Raw genomic sequence first — 26,061 nt, 5'->3', positions numbered from 1 at the left:
GGCGAGTTTATGGCTGGGTCAGCAGGCGAGCAGGACACGCTGCCAGATGCCATGGCCCAGCGCCCAGCCCGCGCCGAGCGCCAGCGCCAGGCCCGCGAGGCGCAGCGCCAGCACCTCGCCGCCCGCACCTCGCTTGAGCAGCTTGGCCCGCCACAGCGGCGCCACGATGAGGCCGGGCGTGCTGGCCAAGGCAAAGCCGGCCATCGCCAGCGTACCGCCGGCCACGGAGCCGGACAGACCCGCGAGCAGCAAGGCCGCGTGCAGCAGCCCGCAGGGCATCGCCACCCAGGCGATGCCGGTGAAGAAGGCATGGCGCGGCTGCGGGCGCCAGTTCACCGCACCCAGCCAGACCGGCATGCGCCCGCGCACCAGCAGCGTCAGGCCCAGCAGCAGCATGGCCGCCTGCAGCAGCGCCCAGGCCGGCTGCAACAAAGCAACGCCCTGCGAAGCCCGCGCCAGCGCCTCGGCAGACGCGGCCACGATGGCGCCACCCGCGCTGTAGCCGAGCAGTCGGCCGGCAAGAAGGCGCACCGGCCGCGGCCCGGCGGCCAGCGCACAGGGCGCGCTACACATGGCCGCGCAATGCGGCGTGCCGGCCAGCCCCATCAGCGTGGCCGACGCGATCAGCGCGGCATCAAGGGCCATCAGCCTCAAATAATCTTGGAGAAGCGCTCACGGCTCGCGTCGGCCTGCAGATAGCGGTCGAAGACCATGGCGACAGCGCGCACGAAATACCAGCCCAGCGGCGTGACCTGGATGGCATCCGGCTCCAGCACGACCAGGCCCTGCGCGGCCAGTTGGCCCAGGCGCTCGAACTCGGCGGCGAAATAGCTCGGCACGTCGACGAGGTAGGACGACGCGATGGACTCGAACTCCAGCCGCCCCTGGCACATCAGCGCCATGATGACCGCGCGGCGCAGCAGGTCGTCGCGGGTCAGCGCCAGACCGCGCTGCACGGGCAGCTGGCGCTGGTGCAGCAGGTCCTGGTATTCGTCCAGCGCCTTGGCGTTCTGCGCGAAGGTGGCCCCCACGCGGCTGATGGCGGACACGCCCAGGCCGACAAGGTCGCAGTCCGGCTGCGTCGAGTAGCCCTGGAAATTGCGATGCAGCAGGCCCTGGCGCTTTGCCACGGCCAGTGGATCGTCGGGCAGCGCGAAGTGATCCATACCGATGTAAGCATAGCCCTCGCCGAGCAGCGCGCTGATCGCCCCCGACAGCATGGCGAGCTTGTCACCCGCCGGCGGCAGCAACTCGGCCACGATGCGGCGCTGCGGCTTGAAGCGCTGCGGCAGATGGGCGTAGGCATACATCGCGATGCGGTCGGGCCGCAACTCGGCCACCTGGGCAATCGTGCGGGCAAAGCTGGCCGGCGTCTGCAGTGGCAGGCCGTAGATCAGGTCGACGCTGATCGATGCGAACCCCAGGTCGCGAGCGGCGCGCATCAGCGCCGCGACCGACTCGATGGGCTGCACGCGGTGCACGGCCTTCTGCACGGCGGCGTCGAAATCCTGCACACCGAACGACAGGCGGTTGAAGCCCAGCGTCTTCAGGTGCGCGAGCCGCCCGGCATCGACCGTGCGGGGGTCCACCTCGATCGAGAGCTCGGCCCCCGGCAGCAGGCGAAAGCGCTGGCGCAGCGCGGTCATCAGCGTGCCGAGCTCGGCATCGGACAGGAAGGTGGGCGAGCCGCCTCCCAGATGCAACTGGGACACCGGCGCATGCCCACCCAGGGCCGCGGCCACGAGATCCATCTCGATCTCGAGCGCAGCCAGATAGGGCTGGGCACGCTCGTGATGCCGGGTGATGACCTTGTTGCAGGCGCAGTAGTAGCAGAGCTGCTCGCAGAAGGGGATGTGGACGTAGACCGACAGCGGCTGGGCCGCGCCACGCTGGGCCAGCGCCTGTAGGTGCTGGGGGGCCTGGTGGGCTTCGACGAAGCGGTCGGCCGTCGGGTAGGAGGTATAGCGCGGGCCCGCCACATCATGGCGCCTCATGTTGGCGTCAAGCAGGTCAGGGTCCAGCGGTCGATCGGTCACAGCAGCCATGTGGACACTTTGCCCCAGGGCATAGCGGCTGGGTCTTGATCCACGTCAAGCCCGCTGCGCGCCACCCGGCCAAGAATGCCCGCCAGTTGACGCAACTTAAATACGCCATGCTGACGAAGACCCGCGCTCCAACAGCCGGCATGCCGATAATGCACGACATGACGACGCCCAACTCCGCCGCCATCGAGCCGCTCAAGGTCGCCTGCGCGAGCTGCAATCTGCGTGAACTCTGCCTGCCCGTCGGCTTGAATGCCAACGAACTGGACCAGCTCGACGGCCTCGTCGCGAAGCGGCGCGCCGTGCCGCGCGGCGAGCACCTGTTCCGCAACGGCGAGCGCTTCGAGGCGCTGTATGCGGTGCGCACCGGCTTCTTCAAGACCTGCGTCGGCAGCGAGGACGGGCGCGACCAAGTCACTGGCTTCCAGATGGCCGGCGAGTTGCTGGGGCTGGACGGCATCAGCAGCGACCACCACCACTGCGACGCTGTCGCGCTGGAGGACTCCTCGGTCTGCGTCATCCCTTATTCGCAACTCGAGGGCCTGTCGCGCGAATTCAGCGTGCTGCAGCACCAGTTCCACAAGATCATGAGCCGCGAGATCGTGCGCGACCACGGCGTCATGCTGCTGCTGGGCAATATGCGCGCCGAAGAGCGGCTCGCGGCCTTCCTGCTGAACCTGACCCAGCGCCTGCAGGCGCGTGGCTTCTCCGCGTCCAGCCTGGTGCTGCGCATGACGCGCGAAGAAATCGGCAGCTACCTCGGCCTCAAGCTTGAAACGGTGAGCCGCGCCTTCTCCAAGTTCCAGGACGATGGCGTGCTGGATGTGAAGCAGCGCCAGATCACCGTGCTCGACCCGCAGGCCCTGCAGCGCCTGGTGTCCAACGCGGCCTGCTGACACGCGCTGATCAGTCCCTCTCGCGGCGCGCCTTTGCTGCACCGCAGCAACATCGGGCGTAGCATGGGGCCATGCGTCCCCAAGTCCTCATCATCGGCTGCGGTTTCGGCGGTCTGGAGGCGGCGCGGGCCCTGACGGGCTCAGGCTGCGCTGCCGCTGTCGACGTCACCCTCGTCGACAAGACCAACCATCACCTCTTCCAGCCCCTGCTCTATCAGGTGGCCACGGCAGGCCTTTCGGCACCGTCCATCGCGGCGCCGATACGCCACCTGTTCCGCGGCCGGCGCAGCGTGACGACACTGCTCGGCGAGGTCGTCTCGATCGATGCCGCCACGCGCACCGCCAGGCTGAAGGACGGCGCCCTGTTGCACTGGGACCATCTCATCGTCGCTGCCGGCGCCACACACAGCTATTTCGGCCGCGATGACTGGGCCACGCACGCGCCGGGGCTGAAGACGCTGGACGACGCCTTCGAGATCCGCCGCCGCGTGCTGCTGGCCTTCGAGGCCGCCGAGCGCGAGGATGACCCGGCCGGGCGCGCGGCGCTGATGCAGTTCGTCGTCATCGGCGCCGGGCCGACCGGGGTCGAGCTGGCCGGCACGCTGGCCGAGATTGCCCGCCACACCCTGCCCGGCGAATTCCGTCGCATCGACCCGCGCCAGGCCCACGTGCTGCTCGTCGAAGGCGGTTCGCGCGTTCTGCAGGCCATGCCCGAACGCCTGAGCGAGCGCGCCCGCGAGCAACTCGCCGCGCTGGGCGTCGAAGTGCGCCTGAATGCACGAGTGACCGGCATCGATGCCGAAGGGGTGGACATCGCCACCGCCGCCGGCCCCGAGCGCCTGGCCAGCCGTTGCGTCGTCTGGGCCGCGGGCGTCGCGGCATCACCGCTCGGCCGCGCGCTGGCCCAGGCCACCGGCTGCACGCTGGACCGGGCGGGCCGCGTCGTCGTCGAAGCCGACCTGAGCCTGAAGAGTCACCCCGACATCCAGGTCATCGGCGATCTCGCCGCGGCGCAGAGTCATGCCCCGGGACGCGAACCCAGGCCCGTGCCCGGCGTGTCGCCCGCCGCCAAGCAGATGGGCCGCTGCGCGGCGGCCAACATCGGGCGCCGGCTGCGCGGCGAGACCACGCAGGCCTTCCGCTACCGCGACTACGGCAACCTCGCCACCATCGGCCGGCACAGCGCCGTCGTCGATCTGGGCACGCGGCTCGGCCCGCTGCGCTTCTCAGGCTATGCGGCCTGGCTGTTCTGGCTGTTCGCTCACGTCTGGTTCCTGATCGGCTTCCGCAACCGCTTCGTCGTGCTGATGGACTGGGCCTGGGCCTACTGGACCCATGATCGCAGCGCACGCGTCGTCGCGGGCCACGGCCTCAACGAGGCCAGTCGGGCGAACGACGCACCGGCCTGACGCCGTCGGCCGGCTGGCTGACCAGCAGCAGCGCCAGGCTGGCACCCAGCGCAATGACGCCCCAGAAGATCAGGAAGCTGACGGTGTAGACGGCCTGGGCCGACAGCTGCACCGGTGCCGCGCCGAACCAGCGCAGGTCGCCCGGGTCGATGACCGCAAACACCAGGACCTCGAGCACGCCGGCACAAAGGAAGGACGACCAGGCCACGGCCAGCGCGAAGCGCTTGACACGCGAGAGGCCGGGCTGGCCGTTCATCGTTTCTGGCCCGCGGTGCCGGTGGCGGCATGGTTGCGCGCGACCATGGCCGGCACGACGTCGCCCTCGCGGGCACGCAGGTCGGCCGGCTCGACGTCATCGGCAGCCTGGGCCGTGGCCTGGTGCAGTTCCAGCGGCGGATCTGGATGGCGGATGGCCAGGGCCAGCGACACGAAGCTCGCGACGACGACGATGGCCGGGCCGGCCACGACGAGCCACACCATGGGCTCGCGCCAGGCCGATGCGGGAGGGGATGTAAGGGTGGTGTCCATCGGGGGAGCTCCTGCCGCGTCAGCGCGGCACGACAAAGGTGGATTTCTCGGAGACGGTCTCGCTGTCGCCCCCGTTCTGGCCCTCGCGGCTCACCTGCCAGCGCAGCGGGTGGGCTCCGGGCTTGAGGGCCTGTGCGGCCTCCGGCGGCATGCGCAGCGACACGGCCACCCAGCGCGCGTCGGCAGGCCCGACCTCGACGACCGTCGCCTGGCCAAGCTGCAGGCCGGGCAGACCGTCGGCCGCGACGCGGTAGCGCTGCGGCGACTCGGCGGCGTTCATGATCTGCAGGCGGTAGACGTTCTCGATCCAGCCGTCCTCCACCAGCCGCGCCAGGGAGGCGCGGTCGCGCACGACATCGACGCGGAAGCTGTGCCGCGACAGCAGGCTGTAGAGCACGGCCGAGCCGATCAGCAGCAGCACGGCGCTGTAGACCATCACGCGCGGCCGCAGCACGCGGCGCCAGCGCTGGGCGCGCGTCAGGTGCTGCTCCAGGCCGTTCTCGGTGTCGTAGCGGATCAGGCCGCGCGGCGTGGCCATCTTGTCCATCACGCCGTCGCAGACGTCGATGCAGGCCGCGCAGCCGATGCACTCGTATTGCAGGCCGTCACGGATGTCGATGCCGGTCGGGCAGACCTGCACGCACAGGCCGCAGTCGATGCAGTCGCCCACGGCCTCGCTGCGGGCCTCGCCCTTCTTGCCGCGCAGCGCATTCTTGCCGCGCGGCTCGCCGCGTTCGGCGTCGTAGCTGATGATGAGGGTGTCGCGGTCGAACATCGCGCTCTGGAAGCGCGCATAGGGGCACATGTACTTGCAGACCTGCTCGCGCATGTAGCCGGCGTTGCCATAGGTCGCGAAGCCGTAGAACAGCACCCAGAAGGTTTCCCAGGGGCCAAGGCCCAGGGACAGCACCTCGGCGCCCAGCGTGTGGATGGGCGTGAAGTAGCCGACGAAGCTGAAGCCCGTCCACAGGCCGATGACGATCCAGGCGATCTGCTTGCCCGACTTGCGCCAGAGCTTGTTCCAGGACCAGGGCGCCTTCTCCAGCCGCATCCGCGCGTTGCGGTCGCCTTCGAACCAGCGCTCCACGAGCATGTAGATCTCGGTGTAGACGGTCTGAGGGCAGGCATAGCCGCACCAGACCCGCCCTGCCACGGCCGTGAACAGGAACAGGGCGAAGGCCGAGATCATCAGCAGGGCCGCCAGATAGACGAAGTCCTGCGGATACAGTACCAGGCCGAACACATAGAACCGCCGCGCGCCGAGGTCGAACAGCACGGCGGGCCGGTCCCCCCAGGTCAGCCAGGGCAGGCCGTAGAAGAGGCCTTGAGTCAGCGCGACGAAGGCCCAGCGCCAGCGGGCGAAGAGGCCATCCACGGAGCGTGGATGGATCTTGTCCTCCGAACGGTAGAGGCGAATGACGGCGGTGGCATCGCCCTGGGGCTTGGCGGGGGGAACGGACATCGGTACTTCAGGGGGCAGCGGCGACCTGCGATTGCGACAGGCTCCAGACGTAGGCGGCCAGCACGCGGATCTGCTCGGGCGTAAGCCGCTCGCCATGGGCCGGCATCACATTGTGCTTGCCGTTATTGACCATGGCCATGATGGCTTCCTCGCCCCAGCCGTGCAACCAGATCTTGTCGGTGAGGTTGGGCGCGCCGAGGGCCTGGTTGCCCTTGCCGGCCGGGCCGTGGCAGGCCGCGCAGACGACGAACTTGGGCTTGCCGAGCTGGGCATAGAGCGCATTGTGCGGGCTGCCCGACAGCGACATCACATAGTGCGCGACGTTGCGCACGTCCTCGGCGCTGCCGACGGCCGGCGCCATCACGGGCATATTGCCTTCGCGGCCCTTGGTGATGGTCTCGACGATGGTGTCGTAGCTGCCACCCCAGAGCCAGTCGTTGTCGGTCAGGTTGGGGAAGCCCTTGGAGCCCTTGGCATCGGCGCCATGACAACCGGCGCAGTTGTTGGCGAACAGGCGCTCGCCGATCGCGTGGGCCTTGGGGTCCTTGGCGAGCTGCTCAGGGCTCATGCCGGTGAAGCTGGCGTAGACGGGCGCCATGGAGGCACGCGTCTGGGCCACGTCGGCGGCATGCTCGCCCACGCTGCTCCAGCCAAGCTTGCCGGTGGCGCTGCCCAGGCCCGGGTACAGGGCGAGATAGATGCCGGCGAAGGCCACCGTCAGCACGAACAGGCCCATCCACCACAGCGGCAGCGGGTTGTTCAGCTCACGCAGGTTCTCGTCCCAGACGTGGCCGGTGGTGTTGTCGGCGGCGGAGGGCTGGCGGCGGCTGGCCACCAGCAGCAGCAGGATGCAGGCCGCAAGGCCTGCGACCGTGGCGGCGGCGACGAAGAACGACCAGCCGGGGCTGATGAAGTCACTCATTGATCATCCCCTTGCAACGGAAGGGTGGCGGCGTCGTCGAAGCGGCCACGCCAGGCCCAGACGACGATGCCCAGGAAGACGGCCAGCGACACCACGGTCACGGCCACGCGGAGTTCATTGATGCCCATGAGAGGCCTCCTTGACGGGGGTGGTGCCGAGCACCTGCAGATAGGCGATCAGCGCGTCCAGCTCGCTCTTGCCGGTCGCGGCCTGGCTCGAGCCGGCGATGTCGGCGTCGCTGTAGGGCACGCCCAGGCGGCGCAGCGCGGTCAGCTTGGCCGGCAGCGCGGCGGCGTCCACGCTCGCGCCCGCCAGCCAGGAATAGGCCGGCATGTTGGACTCGGGTACCAGGTCGCGCGGGTTGTTCAGGTGGATGCGGTGCCAGTCGTCGCTGTACTTGCCGCCCACACGGGCCAGGTCGGGCCCGGTGCGCTTGCTGCCCCACTGGAAGGGGTGGTCGTAGACGAACTCACCCGCGGTGGAATAGGCGCCGTAGCGCAGCGTCTCGGCCAGCAGCGGACGGATCATCTGCGAGTGGCAGTTGTAGCAGCCCTCGCGCAGATAGATGTCGCGGCCGGCGAGCTGCAGCGGCGTGTAGGGCTTGAGGCCGGGGGCGGCCTGCGTCGTCGAGCGCTGGAAGAACAGCGGCACGATCTCGACGAAGCCGCCGACGAAGACCGTCAGCAGGACCAGCACGATCATCAGCAGATTGCTGGTCTCGATGCGCTGGTGGCCGGTGACGCGTTCGGTGTTTGCAGACATCAGCGTCTCCTTCAGGCGTGGGCCATGACTTGGGGGATGCGCACCGGCTGGGCCCTGCCCACCTGCACGGTACGCACGACGTTCCAGGCCATGACCAGCATGCCGGTGAGGTAGAGCAGACCGCCGAGCAGTCGCGCCACGTAGAACGGCCAGGTCGCCTTGACGCTCTCCACGAAGGTGTAGACCAGGGTGCCGTCAGGGTTGACCGCACGCCACATCAGGCCCTGCATGACGCCGGCGATCCACATCGCGGCGATGTAGAGCACGATGCCCAGGGTCGCGATCCAGAAGTGCAGTTCGATGGCGCGCCTGGAGTACATCTCCGTGCGGCCGAACATGCGCGGGATCAGGTGGTAGAGAGAACCCATCGAGATCAGGCCCACCCAGCCCAGCGCACCGCTGTGCACGTGGCCGATGGTCCAGTCCGTGTAATGGGACAGCGCGTTGACCGTCTTGATCGACATCATCGGGCCCTCGAAGGTCGACATGCCGTAGAAGGACAGCGACACGATGAGGAACTTCAGGATGGGGTCGTCACGCAGTTTGTGCCATGCGCCCGACAGGGTCATGATGCCGTTGATCATGCCGCCCCAGCTCGGCGCCAGCAGCACCAGGCTGAAGATCATGCCCACGCTCTGCGCCCAGTCCGGCAGCGCCGTGTAGTGCAGGTGGTGCGGGCCCGCCCACATGTAGGTGAAGATCAGCGCCCAGAAGTGGACGATGGACAGGCGGTAGCTGTAGACCGGACGCTCGGCCTGCTTGGGGATGTAGTAGTACATCATCCCGAGGAAGCCCGCGGTCAGGAAGAAGCCCACCGCGTTATGCCCGTACCACCACTGCACCATGGCGTCCTGCACGCCGGCATAGGCGGAGTAGCTCTTCCAGAAGCTGACCGGCATCACCGCGCCATTCACGATGTGCAGCAGGGCCACGGCCAGGATGAAGCCGCCGAAGAACCAGTTGGCGACGTAGATGTGGCGGATCTTGCGCCGCCCCACGGTACCGAAGAAGACGATGGCATAGGCCACCCAGGCGATCGTGATCAGCACGCCGATGGGCCACTCCAGCTCGGCGTATTCCTTGCCGCGCGTGAAGCCCAGGGGCAGCGAGATGGCCGCCCCGACGATGACGAGCTGCCAGCACCAGAAGTGAAACCAGGCCAAGCCAGGTGCGAACAAACGCGTCTGGCCGGTGCGCTGCACGACGTGGTAGCTGGTCGCCATCAGCGTGCAACCGCCGAAAGCGAAGATGACGGCATTGGTGTGCAGCGGCCGCAGGCGGCCGTAGCTCAACCAGGGAATGCCGGCACCGATCTCGGGCCAGGCGAGCTGGGCGGCAATGAAGACGCCCACCGCCATGCCCACCACACCCCATAGCACGGCGGCCAGCGCAAATGCGCGTACCGGCCCGTCCTCGTATACCGCACCAGGTGCTACCTGGGCTTTTTCGTTCGCCATCGCGGCTCCTTCAGTCTGATGAAAACGATTCTTTGCGGGGACCGGCCGGGGCGCCTTGATCCTCGTCAAGCAGGATACGTTCGGCCTCATGCTCGAAGCCATCGAGTTGCCCCGAGTTCACAGCCCAGCCGAATACCGCCACGATAAGCAGCACCAGCACGACCGAGAACGGGATTAGCAGGTAGAGGATGTCCATCAGCGGTTCAAACGTTGGGCGTTGAGGACAACGAAGAGCGAGCTGCTCGCCATGCCGATGCCTGCAGCCAGCGGCGGCAGCCAGCCGGCCAATGCCAGCGGCACGCAGGCCAGGTTGTAGAGGGCCGCCCAGGCCAGGTTCTGGCGCAGCACGCGGCGGGTCTTCTTCGCCAGCACGAGGGCCTGCGGCAGGACCGACAGGCGGTTCGACACCAGCAGCCCGTCTGCCGCGTTGCGCGCCAGCATGGCGCCCTGCCCCATCGCGATGCGCACGTCCGCGGCGGCCAGCACCGGCGCGTCGTTGATGCCGTCACCCACCATCAGCACATGCTCGCCGTCGGCCTGCCATTCACGCAGCGCGGCGAGCTTGGCATCGGGGGTCGCGCCGCCGCGCCAATGCACGATGTCGAGGCGGGCCGCCATGCGGGCGACGGCGGCCGGCTGGTCGCCCGACAGCAGGCGCACGCGCCGCCCCGAGGCGCGCAGCGCCGCGATGGCCTCCGCCGCATCGGCGCGTGGCGCCTCGGCCAGGTCCAGCCACAGCACGCAGTCGCCGCATCCGAAGGCCAGCCGTGCGGCCGGGTCGGGCCGCGCGCCGACCCAGGCCGGTGCGCCCAGCCGCCACAAGCGGCCGGTGGCGTCGCAGGCCTCGATGCCCCTGCCGGCGAGTTCGCGCACATCGCCCCAGGCCCCCGCTTCGCAGCCATCGGCCAGCGCGCGCGCATGCGGATGGCGCGACAGCGCGGCCAGGCTGCGCGCGACGGCCAGCAGCGCATCGGCGTCCGCGCCCTCGGCCCAGTGGCGCCGCAGTTGCAGCCTGTCCTCGCTCAGGGTGCCGGTCTTGTCGAACACCACCGTGTCGACACCGCACAGTCGCTCCAGCGCGGACAGATCGGTCAGCAGCAGGCCGCGCCGGGCCAGCGCGCCGCTGGCCGTCAGCCAGGCTGCCGGCGCGGCCAGCGTCAGCGCACAGGGGCAGGTCACGATGAGCACGGCCACCGCGACGGCCACGGCCCGCGAAGGCTCGATCCACCACCAGGCGATGCCGGCCACCAGCGCCAGCAGCAGCACGCCGGCCGTGAAGCCCGCGGCCACGCGGTCCACGATGCCGCTGGCCGGGGGGCGCTGGCTCTGGGCCTGCTGCATCAGCCGCACGATGCCCTGGGCCGTGGTGTCAGCCCCCACCCGCTGCACGGCGATGATCAAGGGGCCATCGACGTTGACACTGCCGGCCACGACCGCATCGCCCAGCGCCTTGGCGACCGGTGCGGACTCGCCTGTCAGCAGCGCTTCGTTGACCCAGCCCTGGCCGGCCAGCACATGGCCGTCCGCCGCGAAGGCCTCGCCGGCGGCGACGCGGATGCGGTCGCCCACGCGCAGCGACTCGGGCGGCACGCGCTCGCTGCTGCCATCGTCCAGCAGGCGCTCGGCCACCGTCGGCAGCGCGCCGGCCACGGCCTCCAGCGCCTCGGCGGCGCGGTGGCGCGCCCCGAGCTCGAACCAGCGCGCCAGCAGCAGCAGCGCGACGAACATGGTCAGCGAATCGAAATAGACCTCGTGGCCGAAGACGCCGCCCGGATCGAACAACGCGCCGCTGCTGGCCACGAAGGTGACCGCCAGGCCCAGCGCCACGGGCACGTCCATGCCCAGCCGGCCAGCACGCAATTGCCGCCAGGCCCCCAAGAAGAAGGGCGCGGCCGAGAACACCATGACCGGCAGGGTCAACACCCAGCCGGCCCAGCGCAGCAGGCGGTCGAGGTCGGGCGTCAACTCGCCCGGGCCGGCCACGTACGCGGGCGTGGCCATCATCATGACCTGCATCATCAGGAAGCCGGCGACGAAGAGTCGCCACAGCGCCTGGCGCCTTTCCTGGCGGCGCAGTTCGCGCGCCGGCGCCGCCACATCGGGCGTTGCTCCATAGCCGGCGACCTGCAGCGCAGCGAGCACATCGGCCAACGCAATGTGCGACGGCTGCCAGCGCAGCGACAGGCGCGCCGAGGCCGGGTTGACGCTGGCGCCCTCCACGCCCGGCAGCTTCAGCAGCGCTGCTTCGATGATCCCCGAGCAGGCCGCGCAATGCATGCCGGCCACCTGGAATTGGGACAGCGCCACCCCGCCCGGACCGTCCGGCCAAGTCGTGAATGGGGCGAGAAGGCGCGCGTCTGAATCAGCCGCGGGCAAGCCAGGGGGAGGAACGCTCACGCCGGCTATCTTCGCCGCAGCCCCGAGGCCTGCGCATGACTCCGATCAAAGTTTTCGCAAATCCCGCGCCCTGCTCAGGGCCTCAGGGGGGCGACCTGCTCCACCGGTTCAGCTCAGGTCACGCAGCGGATGCTCGGCGGCCGGCCAGGGACTGACGAAAAAGGCCGCCACCTCGGCCGCATCGACCTCGGCGACGCTGGCCGGCTGCCAGCGTGGCGCGTGGTCCTTGTCCACGGCCAGCGCCCGCACGCCCTCGACGGTCTCGCTGCGCGCCGCACCGCGCAGATGGAAGGCGTGGTGGACCAGGTCGCGCTCCAGGCGCAGGTCGTCGGCCAGCTTGAGCCGGCGGCCGCGGCGCACCAGCTCGAGCGTGACGGCCATCATCGTCGGCGAGCGCTTCAGCAGCGTCGCGTGGGTTTCGCGGGCCCATTCGTCGTCGGCCGTGGCCAGCGACGCGAGGATGGCCGCCAGGCCGGGCTGGCTGAAGTGCTGGTCGATGCGGTCCATCGTCGCCTTGGGCGCCGACACGGGGGCGAGGTCGGCCCGCTCCATCACGGTGGCGACGACATGCTCGGCGCTGGGCTGCTCGCCATGGCGCAGGTCCTCGACGAGGGCGGCCCACTGCTCGGCGCGCACGAAGACGTCGCCCAGGCCCCATTCGATGGCATCGCCCGCAGAGATGGCATGGCCGGTCAGCGCCAGCCATTCACCGACATGGCCGGGGCATTGCGCGAGGAACCAGCCGCCGCCCACGTCCGGGAAAAGGCCGATGCCGGTCTCGGGCATGGCAAGTTTGGACCGCTCCGACAGCACGCGCAGCTTGCCCCCCTGGCTGATGCCCATGCCGCCGCCCATGACGATGCCGTCCATCAGCGCGACATAGGGCTTGGGGTAGTTGTGGATCAGGTGGTTGAGGCGGTATTCCTCGGTGAAGAAATCCTCCAGCGTCGCATCGCCCGCATGGGCGGCCTGGTGGAAGAAGCGGATGTCCCCGCCCGCGCAGAAGGCTGGCGGCTTGCCCTCGCGGCCGGCACCGAGCACCGCCACGGCCTGAATCTCGGGTCGGCCGGCCCAGTGGTTCAGCAGCGTCGTGATGTCGCGGATCATGCCCAGCGACAGCGCGTTCAGCGCCTGCGGGCGGTTCAGCGTGATGAGGCCCAGGCAGCCGTTGACCTCGGCCAGGATCTGGCCGTCTGCAAGCAAGGGCGGGATCAAATCGTTCATGCGTTCTTCAGAGCGGTTTTGACGGAAGGGGGCGCCAGGGCCTCGTTGGCGGCCAGCGCGGCGAGCACGAGGCTACCGCCGATCAGCGCCGAGCTGCCCGGGTGTTCGCCCGCAAAGGCCCAGGCCCACAGCACGCCGAGCAAGGTCTCGGCCTGCCCCAGCAGCGCCAGTTCGTGGCCGGGCAGCTCGCGCGCCAGGCGCACCGCCAGCAGGCAGGGTAAGGCCAGTTGAAAGACCCCGAGGAAAGCCAGCAGACCCAGGTCATGCGCGCCGGCCTGCAGTGGCCAGGCCAGCGGCAGCGTGGCGGCCATGGAGATCAGCGCGCCGATCAGCACGGCGGGCAGCATGTCGCCGCGCTGGCCGACCTTTTGCAGCAGGCACCAGTTCGTCGCCGCCGCAATCGGTACGCCCAGCGCGACAAGGACGCCGAGCAGCGGCCCGCCGAGCTGGCCGCCGAACATCCACGCTATGCCAGCTCCGGCGACGGCGATGGCCCACCAGGTCCGGGTCGGAATCGGTTGATGCAGGAAGATTCGTGCGAGGAGCGCCGTGAAAAGCGGCGACAGCGACATCGTGACCAGCACATTGGCCACCGTCGTCAGCGACAGCGCGACCATGAAGGCCGTGAACATGACGGCCCAGCAGAGGCCCGAGGCCCAGACCGCCGTACCGCGCATCGCCGCCAGCAGCGCCCTGCCCCGCATCGCGCCCAGGATGAGCAGCAGGGCCAGCGCGTTGAAGCTGCTGCGCCAGAACGTGATCTCGAAGCCCCGCGCCGCATCCAGATGCCGCGTGACGACGCCCGCCGAACTCCACATCAGCGTGACCAGCAGCATCAGCGAGACCGCGGATCGGTGCGTCATGAAAGAGCGCCCCGTGAAACGGGGCGCGGGCAATGCTCTAGCTAGGGCCACCCTCTTGGAGGGGGGCTGGGGGGAGCCCAACGGTCAACCGCGGCACGCGCGGAAAACGGCCGGGAGCGGGCGGTCCGCGCTTAAGCGCGGGCAGCTCGCTTACGGTCATTTTCCGACAGGTGGCGCTTGCGCAGCCGCACCGACTTGGGCGTGATTTCCACCAGCTCGTCGTCATCGATGAAGTCCACGCCGTACTCCAGCGTCAGGTCGATGGGCGGCGTGATCTTGATCGCGTCTTCCTTGCCGGACACGCGGAAGTTGGTCAGCTGCTTGGTGCGCGTCGCGTTGACGACGAGGTCGTTGTCGCGGCTGTGGATGCCGACGATCATGCCCTCGTAGACCGGGTCGTTGGGCTTGACGAACATGCGGCCGCGGTCGTCCAGCTTGCCCAGCGCATAGGTGAAGATCTCGCCGTCGTCCATGGAGATCAGCACGCCGTTCTTGCGGCCGCCGATCTCGCCCTTGTGGGCCTCGTAGCCGTCGAAGATCGACGAGATCAGGCCCGAGCCGCGGGTCAGGTTCATGAATTCGTTGGCGAAGCCGATCAGGCCGCGCGCCGGGATGCGGTACTCCAGGCGCACGCGGCCATGGCCGTCCGGCTCCATGTTGATCATCTCGCCCTTGCGCAGGCCCAGCGCCTGCATGACGCCGCCCTGATGGGTTTCCTCGACGTCGGCAGTGACCAGTTCCATCGGCTCGCTCTTCACGCCGTCGATGTCCTTGAACATCACGCGCGGCTTGGAGACGGCCAGCTCGTAGCCCTCGCGGCGCATGTTCTCCAGCAGGATGGTCAGGTGCAGTTCACCGCGGCCGCAGACCTCGAAGATGCCGTCCTCGTCGGTCTCCGAGACGCGCAGGGCCACGTTGTGCTGCAGTTCCTTCTGCAGGCGGTCCCAGATCTGACGGCTGGTGACGTACTTGCCTTCGCGGCCGGCCAGCGGGCTGGTGTTGACGCAGAAGTTCATCGTCAACGTCGGCTCGTCCACCTTCAGCATGGGCAGCGGAGCGGGGTTGGCCGGGTCGGTCACGGTCACGCCGATGCCGATCTCCTCGATGCCGTTGATCAGCACGATCTCGCCAGGGCCGGCCTCGGTGACCTGCACGCGGTCCAGGCCGTGGAAGGTCAGCACCTGGTTGATGCGGCCGTTGACGGACTTGCCGTCCGGGCCTTCCATGACGCTGACCTGCATGCCGGGCTTGATGGTGCCCTGGCTGATGCGGCCCACGCCGATGCGGCCGACGAAGGTGGAGAAGTCCAGCGCGGAGATCTGCAGCTGCAGCGGCGCGCTGGCGTCGCCCGACTGGGGCGGCACGTGCTTGAGGATGGTCTCGAACAGGGCCGACATGTCGGGGCCCCACTGCTCGCCGGGGGCGCCTTCGGTCAGCGAGGTCCAGCCGTTGATGCCGGAGGCGTAGACGACGGGGAAGTCCAGCTGCTCGTCGTTGGCGCCGAGCTTGTCGAACAGGTCGAAGGCGGCGTTGATGACGGCGTCGCACTTGGCGCCGGGCTTGTCGACCTTGTTGACGACGACGATGGGCTTGAGGCCCAGGGCCAGCGCCTTCTTCGTGACGAAGCGGGTCTGCGGCATCGGGCCTTCCTGGGCGTCGATCAGCAGCACCACGCCGTCGACCATGGACAGCGCACGCTCGACCTCGCCGCCGAAGTCCGCGTGTCCGGGCGTGTCGACGATGTTGATGTGCGTGCCGCCCCAGGACACGGCGCAGTTCTTGGCCAGGATGGTGATGCCCCGCTCGCGCTCGATGGCGTTGCTGTCCATCACGGTGTCGACGACCTTTTCATGGTCGGCGAAGGTGCCGCTCTGGCGCAGGAGCTGGTCCACCATGGTGGTTTTGCCATGGTCGACGTGGGCAATGATGGCGATGTTGCGGATCGGGGTGGTCATGGTGATGCTTGGAAAAGAACCGGATCAGGCGGAAAGCAGAGCCTGGACCTCCGGCGGGGTCAACAGGCGATCGGCGATCAGTTCGCCAGAGGTGATGTGGGCGCTGCCGAGGAAGGCACGCGCTTCGGGGCCGTAGACGCGCACGCGCGGCGTGTCGGCCGCGTCGACACGGCGGCGCAGGCCGGACAGGAAGCGGGCCGCGTCCTGGGTGTTCAGGCGCAGTTCGGGCGCGTCGGCGAGCAGGCGGTCGGGCGAGGTCAGCAGCGCGGCGCGTTGCTCGTCGGGCATCGCTTCAATGGCGCTGAGCGTGACCGCGCCGTCCAGCGTCAGGCCGCCGGAGCCGGTGCGGCGCAGCGCGGCCAGCGACGCACCGACGCCCAGCTTTGCGCCGATGTCTTCGGCCAGCGTGCGGATGTAGGTGCCTTTGGTGCAGCGGACGTCGAGTGTCACGGTGCCAGGGTGCATCGCAACGATGTCGATGGCATGAATCGTCACGCGGCGGCTCTTGCGCTCGATCTCGACGCCAGCCCGCGCGTACTCGTACAGCGCCTTGCCCTCGTGCTTCAGGGCCGAATACATCGGTGGCATCTGGTCGATCTCGCCAGTGAAGGCGGCACAGGCCGCTGCGACCTGCTCGGCCGTGATGTGGTCGGCATCGACGCGCTCCAGCACCTCGCCTTCGGCATCGCCCGTCGTCGTGCGTATGCCCAGGGCCAGCGTGGCCAGGTAGCGCTTGTCGGCGTCCAGGCTGATCTGGCTGAACTTGGTGGCCGCGCCGAAGCACAACGGCAGCAGGCCGGTGGCCAGCGGGTCCAGCGTGCCGGTGTGACCGGCCTTCTCGGCGCGCAGCAGCCACTTGGCCTTCTGCAGCGCATCGTTGCTCGACAGGCCCAGCGGCTTGTCGAGCAGCAACACGCCGTGCAGAGGGCGTCGCTGCACCCGCACGCGAAGCGGGCGGTCGCCGTCCTGCACCCGGGCAGGCTTGGCGGCAGTGGCCACGGCGTCAGTCATTCGGCTCCTCGCCATCGTCCAGCGCGCGAGTCGCGTTGGCCTTGCTGATCAGCGCGCTCATTTCGGCCGCCCGCTCGGTCGTGCGATCGAACTGGAAATGCAGGGTCGGCACCGTGTGGATCTGCAGGCGCTTGAACAGGCCGTTGCGCAGATAGCCGGCCGCCTCGTTCAGCGCCTCCTGCGTCTCGGCGGCATCGCCGATCAGCACGGAGAAGAAGACCTTGGCGTGGGCGTAGTCGGGCGTGACCTCGACGGCGCTGATGGTCGCCATGCCGATGCGCGGGTCCTTGAGCTCGCGGATCAGCTCGGCCAGATCACGCTGGATCTGGTCGGCGACGCGAAAGCTGCGGTTGGGGATGGCGCGTTTGTGTTTCATGGCATGGTTTCCTGCTCAGGCTGTTTGCTCGGTTCACGCGCGAACAGCCAACAAAGAACAAACCCCGCCCCGAGGGGCGGGGTTCACCCTCAGAGCTGAAGGTCAGAGCGTGCGGGCCACTTCCTTGATTTCGAAGAATTCGAGCTGATCACCTTCCTTGATGTCGCTGTAGTTCTTGAGCTTGATACCGCACTCGAAGCCTTCCTTGACCTCGCGCACGTCGTCCTTCTCGCGGCGCACCGACTCGACCTCGCCGGTGTAGACGACGGTGTTGTCGCGCAGCAGGCGGAAGCGCGCGCCACGACGCACCAGACCGCTGGTGACCATGGAGCCGGCCACCGTGCCGATCTTGGAGGCGACGAACACGACGCGGATCTCGGCCGTGCCCAGCGCTTCCTCGCGCTGCTCGGGCGCCAGCATGCCGGACATGGCCTTGGTCACATCGTCCACGGCGTCGTAGATGATGCTGTAGTAGCGCAGGTCCACCGAGTTGCCCTCGGCCAGCTTGCGCGCGCCGGCATCGGCCCGCACGTTGAAGCCGATGATGACGGCCTTGGACGCGATGGCGAGGTTGATGTCGCTCTCGCTGATGCCACCGACCGCCGCGTGGACGATCTGTACCTTGACCTCGGCGTTGCTGAGCTTGAGCAGCGAAGCGGCCAGCGCTTCCTGCGAACCCTGCACGTCGGACTTGATGATCAGCGGCAGCGTCTGCACGTCGCCGGCGCCCATCTCGCTGAACATGTTCTCCAGCTTGGCGGCCTGCTGCTTGGCCAGCTTGACGTCGCGGTACTTGCCCGAACGGAAGGTGGCGATTTCGCGGGCACGACGCTCGTCGGACAGCACCATGAACTCGTCGCCGGCCTGCGGCACTTCGGTCAGGCCCTGGATCTCGACGGGGATGGAGGGGCCGGCCTCGGTGGTCGGCTTGCCGTCCTCGTCCAGCATGGCGCGCACACGGCCATAGGTGGAGCCGGCCAGCACGACGTCGCCGCGCTTGAGCGTGCCGCTCTGCACCAGCACCGTGGCGACCGGGCCGCGGCCCTTGTCCAGCTTGGCTTCGATGACCAGGCCCTTGGCCAGGGACTCGACCGGCGCCTTCAGCTCCAGCACCTCGGCTTGCAGCAGCACCTGCTCCAGCAGTTCGTCGATGCCCTGGCCGGTCTTGGACGACACGCCGATGAAGGGCGAATCGCCACCGAAGTCCTCGGGCACGACCTCTTCGCCGACGAGTTCGCTCTTCACGCGCTCGATATTGGCGTCGGGCTTGTCGACCTTGGTCATCGCGACCACGATGGGCACGCCGGCGGCCTTGGCGTGGTGGATGGCTTCCTTGGTCTGGGGCATGACGCCGTCATCGGCCGCGCAGACGAGGACGACGATGTCGGTCGCCTTGGCACCGCGAGCCCGCATGGCCGTGAAGGCCGCGTGACCCGGGGTGTCCAGGAAGGTGATCATGCCGCGCGGCGTCTCGACGTGATACGCGCCGATATGCTGCGTGATGCCGCCGGCTTCGCCAGCCGCGACGCGGGAACGGCGGATGTAGTCCAGCAGCGAGGTCTTGCCGTGGTCGACGTGACCCATGACGGTGACGACCGGCGCGCGCGGCAGGGCCTCGTGCTGCTGCTCGGCACTGCTGCCCTCTTCTTCGAGGAAGGCATCCGGGTCATCCAGCTTGGCCGCGAAGGCCTTGTGGCCCATTTCCTCGACCACGATCATGGCCGTTTCCTGGTCCAGCTGCTGGTTGATGGTGACCATCTGGCCCAGCTTCATCAACTGCTTGATGACCTCGGCCGCCTTGACGGACATCTTGTGTGCGAGGTCGGCCACCGAGATGGTCTCGGGGATGTGCACCTCTTGCACCTGCTGCTCGATGGGCGCCTGGAAGTTGGACTGGCCATTGCCGCCGCGCTCGCCGCGGCGGCCGCCGGCACCGCGCGCCGGGGCGCGCCAGTTGCCGCCGCCACCCGGGCGATTGGCGCCGGCCGGGCCGGCGCCGATGGTCTTGAGGCCGCGCTTCTTGGCGGCGTCGTCGGCCCAGCTGGACGACAGCTTCTCGGACTTGACCGACTTCTTGTCGCCCGGCTTGCCGGTGCCTGCACCGGCGCCCGGAGCAGCGGGCGCGGCACCCGGGGCGCCGGCCTTCTTGTGGATGGTGCCCTTGATACCAGCGCCTTCGGCAGGCTTGGGCTCTTCGGGCTTCTTCGCAACCAGCACCTTCTTGGGTGCGTTCATCATCGCGCGGATCTTGGCGGCCTCTTCCTCGGCGGCCTTGCGGCGGCGGGCCAGGTCGTCCTGCTTCTGCTTCTCTTCGGCCGCGGCATCCACGGCCTTGACGACGCGCAGCGCCGGCTTGGCCACTTCGGGCGCGGGCGGCGGCGGGGCGACGACTTCGGCGGCGGGTGCCGGCGCGGGCGGCGGCGGAGCCACCACCTCGGGGGCCGGCGCGGACTTCGCGGAGCGCTTGGCGGCCGCGGCCTTGTTGATGGCGGCGGCCTCGGCGGCGGCGGCGGCGGCGCTGCGCGCGCGCGCCTCGGCCTGCTGCTCGTCGGTCTTGGTTTCGGCCTTGGTCTCAGCCTTTGCGGCTTCGGCGGCGGCCGCAGCGGCGGCGGCTTCGGCAGCCGCCTTGGCAGCGGCTTCGGCGGCAGCGGCTTCGGCAGCGGCCTTGGCGGCGGCGGCAGCTTCACGCGCGGCGCGCTCGGCCTCCTCGCGGGCCTTCACCTTGGCGGCGAGCTCCTCTTCCTGGGCGCGCAGCGCAGCGGCCTGCGCCTGCGCCTCTTCCTCGCGACGCGCCAGGTCGGCATCGTCGCCGCCGGCTGCGGCCTCGTCACCGGCATCGTCACGCTTGACGAAGGTGCGCTTCTTGCGCACTTCGACCTGGATCGTGCGGGCCTTGCCGGAGGCGTCGGCCTGCTTGATCTCGGTGGTCGACTTCTTGACGAGGGTGATCTTCTTGCGCTCGGTGCCGGCAGTGCCGTGGGCGGAGCGCAGGTGGTCGAGCAGGCGTTCCTTGTCGGCTTCGCTCAGGGCGTCGTCGACGGAAGACTTCTTGACGCCCGCGGCATGCAGCTGCTCCAGCAGCGTGCCCGCCGGCTTGCTCAGCTCGGCGGCAAATTGGGCGACGGTAGTCACGGCCATGTGGGAGTCCTTCAGATTGCTTTCGGTGCGGTGCGGCGTGCGTTGATCGATCAGTCGTTGAACCAATGTTCACGGGCCTTCATGATCAGCGTGCGTGCAGCCGCTTCGTCCAGGCCGGACAGTTCGACCAGTTCGTCCACGGCCAGGTCGGCCAGGTCATCGCGGGTGTTGATGCCGCCCTCGGCCAGTTTGGCCAGCAGTTCGGGCGTGACGCCTTCCAGGTCGCGCAGATCCTGCGAGACCTCCTCGACCTTCTCTTCCTTGGCGATTTCCATCGTCAGCAGCGCATCCTTGGCACGGGTGCGCAGCTCGTTGACGGTGTCCTCGTCGAAGGCCTCGATCTCGAGCATTTCCTGCATCGGGACGTAGGCGACTTCTTCCAGGCTGGTGAAGCCCTCGGCGATCAGGATGTCGGCGACCTCGGCGTCCACGTCGAGCTTGTCGACGAAGAGCTTGCGCACCGATTCGCTTTCCTGCTCGTGCTTGGCGGCCGATTCCTCGGCCGACATGATGTTGATGCGCCAGCCGGTCAGCTCGGACGCCAGGCGCACGTTCTGGCCGCCGCGGCCGATCGCGATGGCGAGGTTTTCCTCGTCGACGACGACGTCCATCGCGTGGCGCTCTTCATCGACGACGATGGACTGCACATTGGCCGGGGCCAGCGCGCCGATGACGAACTGGGCCGGGTCCTCGCTCCACAGCACGATGTCGACGCGCTCGCCGGCCAGTTCGGTGGTCACGCCGTTGACGCGCGAGCCGCGCACGCCGACGCAGGTGCCGATGGGGTCGACGCGGCGGTCATGGCTGATGACGGCGATCTTGGCGCGCGAACCGCTGTCGCGGGCGCAGCTCTTGATCTCCAACAGGCCCTGCTCGATCTCGGGCACTTCCTGCGCGAAAAGTTCCTTCATGAACTCGGGCGAGGAACGCGACAGCATGATCTGCGGGCCGCGCTGCGTCGGGTCCACGCCGAGGATGACGGCACGCACGCGGTCGCCGGTGCGCAGGTTCTCCTTGGAGATCATCTCGCTGCGCTTCAGGCGGCCTTCCACGCGGCCGCTCTCGACGATGATGTCGCCCTTGTCCAGGCGCTTCACGGTGCCGACGAAGATCCTCTCGCCGCGCGACATGAAGTCGTTCAGAAGTTGCTCGCGCTCGGCGTCGCGAATCTTCTGCAGGATGACCTGCTTGGCGGCCTGGGCACCGATGCGGCCGATGGGCACGGACTCGACGGGCTCCTCGATGTGGTCGTCCACCTCGATGTCGGCGATCTGCTCCTGGGCCTCGAACAGCAGGATCTCGGCGTCGGCGTTCTGCAGGCCGGCCTCGTTGGGAACGACATGCCAGCGGCGGAAGGTCTCGTACTCGCCGGAGTCGCGGTCCACGCTGACGCGGATGTCGGCCTCACCGCCGTAAATCTTCTTGGTGGCCGAGGCCAGCGCGGCTTCCACCGCACCGAACACGACATCGCGCTCCACGCTCTTCTCGCGCGAGATCGCGTCCACCAGCATCAACATTTCGCGGTTCATTGCTTGAGACCTCCGTCAACCTTGTCTTGGCCGGGCGCCGCCGTCGTGGGCTCGCCCGCTTGTTTCTTAGTCGCTGCCTTTTTCGGCTTGATGACGCCCCGCTGGCCGGGCTTGCGGTCGGGCGCCGGCTCGCCGCCGCGCCCCTTGAAGCTGAACGCCGGCACGAGGCGCGCCTCACGCACCTCGTCCAGCGTGAAATCCAGCGCCTGCTCGGCCGTGCCGTCGTCGAAGACCAGGCGCCAAGCCTGGTCACTCGCCGCATCCGGCTGGGCGCTGACGACACCACGGTATTTCTTGCGCCCCTGGAAGGGCAGCTTCAACGTGATGTCGATTTCCTGGCCGGCGAAGCGCGCGTAATGCGCGGCACTGCGCAGCGGCCGGTCCAGCCCCGGCGAGGAGACCTCGAGCCGGGCGTAGTCGAAAGCCTCGACCTCCAGCACATACTGCAGCTGGCGCGTCACCTTCTCGCAATCGTCCACGGTAATCAGCTCGCCGGCGCCTGCCCGGGCGGGCAGCCTGTCGATCGTCACGCGCAGCAATCCACCGGCACTGCGTTCGCAGTCCACGAGTTCGTAGCCGAGGCCGGCCACGGTGGTCTCTACAGCGGTTTGCCAACTCATGCGGTGCGTGGTTTCCTGATCCGGGAGAAAAATCGAAAAAGCAAAAAAAATGGGCAGGATGAATCCGCCCACTCGTTCACCAGAATCCTGCGCCGGGGGATATCGTCCGGGGCTCGTTGAGAATGCCTTGGAAAGGCACTTCTCATTTCTGGTGAAGCTCGGATTGTACTGTGCAAGTCCCGTGCCGGCAAGCCGCCACCCTCGGCGCATGCCAGAATCGCGGGCTGTTTGAGACCTCACAGGAGACAAGAATGGGCTTTCTCGCCGGCAAGCGGCTGCTGATCACGGGCGTGCTGTCCAACCGCTCCATCGCCTACGGCATTGCCCGCGCCTGCCACCGCGAAGGTGCCGAGCTGGCCTTCAGCTACCAGGGCGAGCGCTTCAAGGAGCGCATCAGCGAATTCGCGGCCGAATTCGATTCCAAGCTGGTCTACGACTGCGACGTGACCAGCGACGAGCAGATGCAGGCCCTGTTCGACCAGCTGGGCGAGGTCTGGCCGGAATTCGATGGCTTCGTTCATTCCATCGGCTTTGCCCCGCGCGACGCGATCGCCGGCAATTTCCTCGACGGCATGACGCGCGAGAACTTCCGCATCGCCCACGACATTTCCGCCTACAGCTTCCCGGCCATGGCCAAGCTGGCGGTGCCGCGCCTGCGCCAGGGTGCCTCGCTGCTGACGTTGAGCTACCTGGGCGCTGAGCGCTATGTGCCCAACTACAACACCATGGGCCTGGCCAAGGCCGCGCTGGAAGCCAGCGTGCGCTACCTCGCCTACGACCTGGGCGCCAAGGGCGTGCGCGTCAACGGCATCTCGGCCGGCCCGATCAAGACGCTGGCCGCATCGGGCATCAAGGACTTCGGCAAGCTGCTGACCCAGTTCGCCGCAGCAGCGCCCATCCGCCGCAACGTGACCATCGACGACGTCGGCAATGCCGCCGCCTTCCTGCTGTCCGACCTGGCCGGCGGCGTCAGCGCCGAGATCATGTATGTCGACGGCGGCTTCAGCCACGTCGCACTGGCCAACGGCGAATAAGCCGCCGCCACTGAAATGACAGAGGGCCCTGCGGGGCCCTCTTTCTTTACTGCCTCACGCAGTCCACGTAGTAGTGGCCGCGGCCGGTCTCCTCGTCTACTTCATGCACGAGGCCGTGAACGTCGGTCGCAAAGCCCGGGAACCTGGCGTTGAAGCTGCGCGTGAACTTCAGGTAGTCGACGATCTTCCTGTTGAAGCGCTCACCCGGGATCAGCAGCGGGATGCCGGGCGGGTAAGGCGTCAGCAGCGAGGTCGTGATACGCCCTTCGAGCTCGTCGATGCCGACCCGTTCGGTCTTGCGTTGAGCGATATGGGCATAGGCATCGGTCGGCGTCATGGCCGGCTGCAGATTGGACAGATACATGTCCGTCGTCAGCCGCGCGATGTCGCCCTCGGCATAGGCTTGGTGGATGCTCTGGCAGAGGTCGCGCAGGCCCATGCGCTCGTACTTCGGGTGGGCAGCGCAGAACTCCGGCAGGATACGCCACAGCGGCGCGTTCTTGTCGTAGTCGTCCTTGAACTGCTGCAGCGCGGTCAGCAGCGTGTTCCAGCGGCCCTTGGTGATGCCGATGGTGAACATGATGAAGAAGGAGTACAGGCCCGTCTTCTCGACGACGACGCCGTGCTCGACGAGGAACTTGGTGACGACCGAGGCCGGGATGCCGGTCGCAGCGAAGCGACCCTCCATGTCCAGCCCGGGCGTGATGATGGTGGACTTGATCGGGTCCAGCATATTGAAGCCTTCGGCCAGACCGCCGAAGCCATGCCAGTCCTCGTCGGCATGCAGCATCCAGTCGGCCGAAACGGGCTCGCTGCCCTCCTCGGAACGCAGGTAGTCAGGCCCCCAGACCTTGAACCACCAGTCCTCGCCGTAGTCGCTCTCGACCTTGCGCATTGCACGGCGGAAGTCCAGCGACTCCTTGATGCTCTCCTCCACCAGCGCCGTGCCGCCAGGCGGCTCCATCATCGCGGCTGCCACGTCGCAGCTCGCGATGATCGAGTACTGCGGGCTGGTGCTGGTGTGCATCAGATAGGCCTCGTTGAAGAGGTGCTTGTCCAGCTTCACCGTCTGCGAGTCCTGCACCAGCACCTGCGAGGCCTGCGAGATGCCGGCCAGCAGCTTGTGCGTGGACTGGGTCGCGTAGACGACGGCCTCCTTGGGGCGCGGGCGGTTCTTGCCCATCGCATGGAACTGGCCGTAGAAATCGTGGAAGGCCGCGTGCGGCAGCCAGGCCTCGTCGAAGTGCAGCGTCGGGATGTAGCCGTCGAGCTTCTTCTTGATGGTCTCGGTGTTGTAGAGCACGCCGTCGTAAGTGCTCTGCGTGAGCGTGACGATGGAGGGCTTGACCATGGCCGGGTCGACGTGCGCCAGCAGCGGGTTGGCCGCGATCTTGGCGCGGATGGTCTCCGGGCTGAACTCGCTCTCGGGAATCGGGCCGATGATGCCGTAGTGGTTGCGCGTGGGCGTCAGGAACACCGGGATCGCACCGCACATGATGATGGCGTGCAGATTGCTCTTGTGGCAGTTGCGGTCGATGACGACCACGTCGCCCGGCGCCACCGTGTGGTGCCAGACCATCTTGTTGGACGTGGACGTGCCGTTGGTGACGAAGAAGCAGTGGTCCGCGTTGAAGATGCGCGCGGCATTCTTCTCGGACGCGGCGACCGGGCCGGTGTGGTCCAGCAACTGACCGAGCTCCTCCACCGCGTTGCAGACGTCGGCGCGCAGCATGTTCTCGCCGAAGAACTGATGGAACATCTGGCCCACCGGGCTCTTCAGGAAGGCCACGCCGCCTGAATGCCCCGGGCAATGCCAGGAATAGGAGCCGTCGGCCGCGTAGTCCATCAGCGCCTTGAAGAAGGGCGGCGCCAGACCGTCGAGGTAGCTCTTGGCCTCGCGGATGATGTGGCGGGCCACGAACTCCGGCGTGTCCTCGAACATGTGGATGAAGCCATGCAGTTCGCGCAGCACGTCGTTGGGCAGGTGCTGGCTGGTGCGCGTCTCGCCGTAGACATAGATCGGGATGTCCGGGTTGCGGAAACGGATCTCGCCGATGAACTTGCGCAGGTTCAGCACGGCCGGGTCGAGGTCGGGGCCGGGCGTGAACTCCTCGTCGTCGATGGACAGGATGAAGGCCGAGGCGCGGCTCTGCTGCTGGGCGAACTGCGACAGATCGCCATAGCTCGTCACGCCCAGCACTTCCATGCCCTCCTTCTGGATGGCTTCGGCCAGCGCGCGGATGCCCAGGCCCGAAGTGTTCTCGGAGCGGTAGTCCTCGTCGATGATGACGATGGGAAAGTGAAAACGGATCATCGCGGCCTCCAGCGGGCGGGCATCAAAAAACGAAGCGGCGAAGTGTAGGGCCGCAGCATGTCCGGCTCGCGTCGCACGCGGTAAAAGCGCGATCTACACTGGCTCGCCGTCGCAGAGCTCGG

22 protein-coding genes and 1 pseudogene are annotated in these 26,061 nt (G+C 68.2%); 3 read left to right on the top strand and 20 right to left on the bottom strand.

Going from position 1 to position 26,061, the window contains the following annotated elements:
- Nucleotides 1-18: 18 nt before the first annotated feature.
- Together EV671_RS02985 and hemN are read right to left on the bottom strand one after the other, a co-directional pair.
- On the bottom strand, nucleotides 19-645 hold the full coding sequence (locus tag EV671_RS02985) for an urease accessory protein UreH domain-containing protein (RefSeq protein ID WP_132569795.1): 627 nt from the start codon (nucleotides 643-645) through the stop codon (nucleotides 19-21).
- Between the two features lie 5 nt (nucleotides 646-650).
- The gene (gene hemN, locus EV671_RS02980) at nucleotides 651-1,994 is read right to left on the bottom strand and encodes an oxygen-independent coproporphyrinogen III oxidase (protein ID WP_415840386.1); all 1,344 of its coding nucleotides are present in this window, start codon (nucleotides 1,992-1,994) and stop codon (nucleotides 651-653) included.
- A 209-nt stretch (nucleotides 1,995-2,203) separates the two neighbouring features.
- Between hemN and fnr the strand changes: the two genes are divergently transcribed.
- Both fnr and EV671_RS02970 read left to right on the top strand, forming a co-directional pair.
- Entirely contained in the window at nucleotides 2,204-2,938 is a 735-nt protein-coding gene (fnr, locus tag EV671_RS02975) for a fumarate/nitrate reduction transcriptional regulator Fnr (RefSeq protein WP_132569793.1), read from the top strand.
- A gap of 71 nt (nucleotides 2,939-3,009) precedes the next feature.
- A complete protein-coding gene (locus EV671_RS02970; protein ID WP_132569792.1) occupies nucleotides 3,010-4,347 on the top strand; it encodes an NAD(P)/FAD-dependent oxidoreductase in 1,338 nt (445 codons plus the stop codon).
- On the opposite strand, the gene EV671_RS02965 is transcribed toward EV671_RS02970, so the two are convergent.
- The 17 genes and pseudogenes from EV671_RS02965 to rimP all read right to left on the bottom strand — a co-directional run.
- Nucleotides 4,310-4,603, bottom strand: coding sequence for a hypothetical protein (locus tag EV671_RS02965; RefSeq protein ID WP_132569791.1), 294 nt, complete (start codon nucleotides 4,601-4,603; stop codon nucleotides 4,310-4,312). The genes EV671_RS02970 and EV671_RS02965 overlap by 38 nt on opposite strands.
- The gene (locus tag EV671_RS02960) at nucleotides 4,600-4,875 is read right to left on the bottom strand and encodes a hypothetical protein (RefSeq protein WP_132569790.1); all 276 of its coding nucleotides are present in this window, start codon (nucleotides 4,873-4,875) and stop codon (nucleotides 4,600-4,602) included. Before EV671_RS02960 ends, EV671_RS02965 begins: the two co-directional genes overlap by 4 nt.
- A 19-nt stretch (nucleotides 4,876-4,894) precedes the next feature.
- Nucleotides 4,895-6,337, bottom strand: a complete 1,443-nt coding sequence (gene ccoG / locus EV671_RS02955) for a cytochrome c oxidase accessory protein CcoG (protein WP_132569789.1) — start codon at nucleotides 6,335-6,337, stop codon at nucleotides 4,895-4,897.
- A 7-nt stretch (nucleotides 6,338-6,344) separates the two neighbouring features.
- Nucleotides 6,345-7,259 carry a cytochrome-c oxidase, cbb3-type subunit III gene (gene ccoP / locus EV671_RS02950; RefSeq protein ID WP_132569788.1) on the bottom strand — a complete coding sequence of 305 codons (915 nt, stop codon included), beginning with the start codon at nucleotides 7,257-7,259 and terminating at the stop codon, nucleotides 6,345-6,347.
- Nucleotides 7,256-7,387 (bottom strand): cbb3-type cytochrome oxidase subunit 3, encoded by a 132-nt coding sequence (locus EV671_RS02945; protein WP_132569787.1) that lies wholly within the window; start codon nucleotides 7,385-7,387, stop codon nucleotides 7,256-7,258. The genes ccoP and EV671_RS02945 overlap by 4 nt, the downstream gene beginning before the upstream one ends.
- Nucleotides 7,374-8,021: a cytochrome-c oxidase, cbb3-type subunit II gene (gene ccoO, locus EV671_RS02940; RefSeq protein ID WP_132569786.1), complete on the bottom strand. Its 648-nt coding sequence runs from the start codon at nucleotides 8,019-8,021 to the stop codon at nucleotides 7,374-7,376. The genes EV671_RS02945 and ccoO overlap by 14 nt, the downstream gene beginning before the upstream one ends.
- An 11-nt stretch (nucleotides 8,022-8,032) precedes the next feature.
- Nucleotides 8,033-9,478 (bottom strand): cytochrome-c oxidase, cbb3-type subunit I, encoded by a 1,446-nt coding sequence (gene ccoN, locus EV671_RS02935; protein WP_132569785.1) that lies wholly within the window; start codon nucleotides 9,476-9,478, stop codon nucleotides 8,033-8,035.
- A gap of 10 nt (nucleotides 9,479-9,488) precedes the next feature.
- Entirely contained in the window at nucleotides 9,489-9,674 is a 186-nt protein-coding gene (gene ccoS, locus EV671_RS02930; RefSeq protein WP_132569784.1) for a cbb3-type cytochrome oxidase assembly protein CcoS, read from the bottom strand.
- Nucleotides 9,674-11,785 (bottom strand): heavy metal translocating P-type ATPase, encoded by a 2,112-nt coding sequence (locus EV671_RS02925; RefSeq protein ID WP_243655551.1) that lies wholly within the window; start codon nucleotides 11,783-11,785, stop codon nucleotides 9,674-9,676. Before EV671_RS02925 ends, ccoS begins: the two co-directional genes overlap by 1 nt.
- Before the next feature lie 198 nt (nucleotides 11,786-11,983).
- A complete protein-coding gene (locus EV671_RS02920; protein ID WP_132569782.1) occupies nucleotides 11,984-13,099 on the bottom strand; it encodes an enoyl-CoA hydratase/isomerase family protein in 1,116 nt (371 codons plus the stop codon).
- Entirely contained in the window at nucleotides 13,096-13,962 is an 867-nt protein-coding gene (locus EV671_RS02915) for a DMT family transporter (RefSeq protein ID WP_132569781.1), read from the bottom strand. Before EV671_RS02915 ends, EV671_RS02920 begins: the two co-directional genes overlap by 4 nt.
- A 131-nt stretch (nucleotides 13,963-14,093) precedes the next feature.
- Entirely contained in the window at nucleotides 14,094-15,917 is a 1,824-nt protein-coding gene (typA, locus tag EV671_RS02910) for a translational GTPase TypA (RefSeq protein ID WP_132569780.1), read from the bottom strand.
- A 24-nt stretch (nucleotides 15,918-15,941) separates the two neighbouring features.
- On the bottom strand, nucleotides 15,942-16,928 hold the full coding sequence (truB, locus tag EV671_RS02905) for a tRNA pseudouridine(55) synthase TruB (RefSeq protein WP_132569779.1): 987 nt from the start codon (nucleotides 16,926-16,928) through the stop codon (nucleotides 15,942-15,944).
- Complete coding sequence (gene rbfA / locus EV671_RS02900; RefSeq protein ID WP_132569778.1) at nucleotides 16,921-17,304, bottom strand: 30S ribosome-binding factor RbfA; 384 nt, start codon at nucleotides 17,302-17,304, stop codon at nucleotides 16,921-16,923. The genes truB and rbfA overlap by 8 nt, the downstream gene beginning before the upstream one ends.
- A 102-nt stretch (nucleotides 17,305-17,406) precedes the next feature.
- Nucleotides 17,407-20,442 (bottom strand): translation initiation factor IF-2, encoded by a 3,036-nt coding sequence (infB, locus tag EV671_RS02895; RefSeq protein WP_132569777.1) that lies wholly within the window; start codon nucleotides 20,440-20,442, stop codon nucleotides 17,407-17,409.
- Between the two features lie 50 nt (nucleotides 20,443-20,492).
- Entirely contained in the window at nucleotides 20,493-21,971 is a 1,479-nt protein-coding gene (gene nusA, locus EV671_RS02890) for a transcription termination factor NusA (protein WP_132569776.1), read from the bottom strand.
- Between the two features lie 116 nt (nucleotides 21,972-22,087).
- Nucleotides 22,088-22,591: pseudogene (rimP, locus tag EV671_RS02885) on the bottom strand (ribosome maturation factor RimP); the annotation flags it as partial.
- Between the two features lie 251 nt (nucleotides 22,592-22,842).
- Between rimP and fabI the strand changes: the two are divergent.
- Nucleotides 22,843-23,625 (top strand): enoyl-ACP reductase FabI, encoded by a 783-nt coding sequence (gene fabI / locus EV671_RS02880; protein ID WP_132569775.1) that lies wholly within the window; start codon nucleotides 22,843-22,845, stop codon nucleotides 23,623-23,625.
- 46 nt (nucleotides 23,626-23,671) lie between these two features.
- On the opposite strand, the gene EV671_RS02875 is transcribed toward fabI, so the two are convergent.
- Nucleotides 23,672-25,939 (bottom strand): arginine/lysine/ornithine decarboxylase, encoded by a 2,268-nt coding sequence (locus EV671_RS02875; protein WP_132569774.1) that lies wholly within the window; start codon nucleotides 25,937-25,939, stop codon nucleotides 23,672-23,674.
- Nucleotides 25,940-26,061: the final 122 nt, after the last annotated feature.

This window comes from Roseateles saccharophilus, from assembly GCF_004342485.1.
Lineage (GTDB): Bacteria > Pseudomonadota > Gammaproteobacteria > Burkholderiales > Burkholderiaceae_C > Pelomonas > Pelomonas saccharophila.
Note: the sequence above shows the minus strand (reverse complement) of the source record. Positions and strands in the feature narration are given on the sequence as shown.

Bases quoted from the DNA above. Each gene is read 5' to 3' on its own strand.
- EV671_RS02985 (WP_132569795.1), bottom strand. From the start codon at position 645: ATGGCCCTTGATGCCGCGCTGATCGCGTCGGCCACGCTGATGGGGCTG.
- hemN (WP_415840386.1), bottom strand. From the start codon at position 1,994: ATGAGGCGCCATGATGTGGCGGGCCCGCGCTATACCTCCTACCCGACG.
- fnr (WP_132569793.1), top strand. From the start codon at position 2,204: ATGACGACGCCCAACTCCGCCGCCATCGAGCCGCTCAAGGTCGCCTGC.
- EV671_RS02970 (WP_132569792.1), top strand. From the start codon at position 3,010: ATGCGTCCCCAAGTCCTCATCATCGGCTGCGGTTTCGGCGGTCTGGAG.
- EV671_RS02965 (WP_132569791.1), bottom strand. From the start codon at position 4,603: ATGAACGGCCAGCCCGGCCTCTCGCGTGTCAAGCGCTTCGCGCTGGCC.
- EV671_RS02960 (WP_132569790.1), bottom strand. From the start codon at position 4,875: ATGGACACCACCCTTACATCCCCTCCCGCATCGGCCTGGCGCGAGCCC.
- ccoG (WP_132569789.1), bottom strand. From the start codon at position 6,337: ATGTCCGTTCCCCCCGCCAAGCCCCAGGGCGATGCCACCGCCGTCATT.
- ccoP (WP_132569788.1), bottom strand. From the start codon at position 7,259: ATGAGTGACTTCATCAGCCCCGGCTGGTCGTTCTTCGTCGCCGCCGCC.
- EV671_RS02945 (WP_132569787.1), bottom strand. From the start codon at position 7,387: ATGGGCATCAATGAACTCCGCGTGGCCGTGACCGTGGTGTCGCTGGCC.
- ccoO (WP_132569786.1), bottom strand. From the start codon at position 8,021: ATGTCTGCAAACACCGAACGCGTCACCGGCCACCAGCGCATCGAGACC.
- ccoN (WP_132569785.1), bottom strand. From the start codon at position 9,478: ATGGCGAACGAAAAAGCCCAGGTAGCACCTGGTGCGGTATACGAGGAC.
- ccoS (WP_132569784.1), bottom strand. From the start codon at position 9,674: ATGGACATCCTCTACCTGCTAATCCCGTTCTCGGTCGTGCTGGTGCTG.
- EV671_RS02920 (WP_132569782.1), bottom strand. From the start codon at position 13,099: ATGAACGATTTGATCCCGCCCTTGCTTGCAGACGGCCAGATCCTGGCC.
- EV671_RS02915 (WP_132569781.1), bottom strand. From the start codon at position 13,962: ATGACGCACCGATCCGCGGTCTCGCTGATGCTGCTGGTCACGCTGATG.
- typA (WP_132569780.1), bottom strand. From the start codon at position 15,917: ATGACCACCCCGATCCGCAACATCGCCATCATTGCCCACGTCGACCAT.
- truB (WP_132569779.1), bottom strand. From the start codon at position 16,928: ATGACTGACGCCGTGGCCACTGCCGCCAAGCCTGCCCGGGTGCAGGAC.
- rbfA (WP_132569778.1), bottom strand. From the start codon at position 17,304: ATGAAACACAAACGCGCCATCCCCAACCGCAGCTTTCGCGTCGCCGAC.
- infB (WP_132569777.1), bottom strand. From the start codon at position 20,442: ATGGCCGTGACTACCGTCGCCCAATTTGCCGCCGAGCTGAGCAAGCCG.
- nusA (WP_132569776.1), bottom strand. From the start codon at position 21,971: ATGAACCGCGAAATGTTGATGCTGGTGGACGCGATCTCGCGCGAGAAG.
- fabI (WP_132569775.1), top strand. From the start codon at position 22,843: ATGGGCTTTCTCGCCGGCAAGCGGCTGCTGATCACGGGCGTGCTGTCC.
- EV671_RS02875 (WP_132569774.1), bottom strand. From the start codon at position 25,939: ATGATCCGTTTTCACTTTCCCATCGTCATCATCGACGAGGACTACCGC.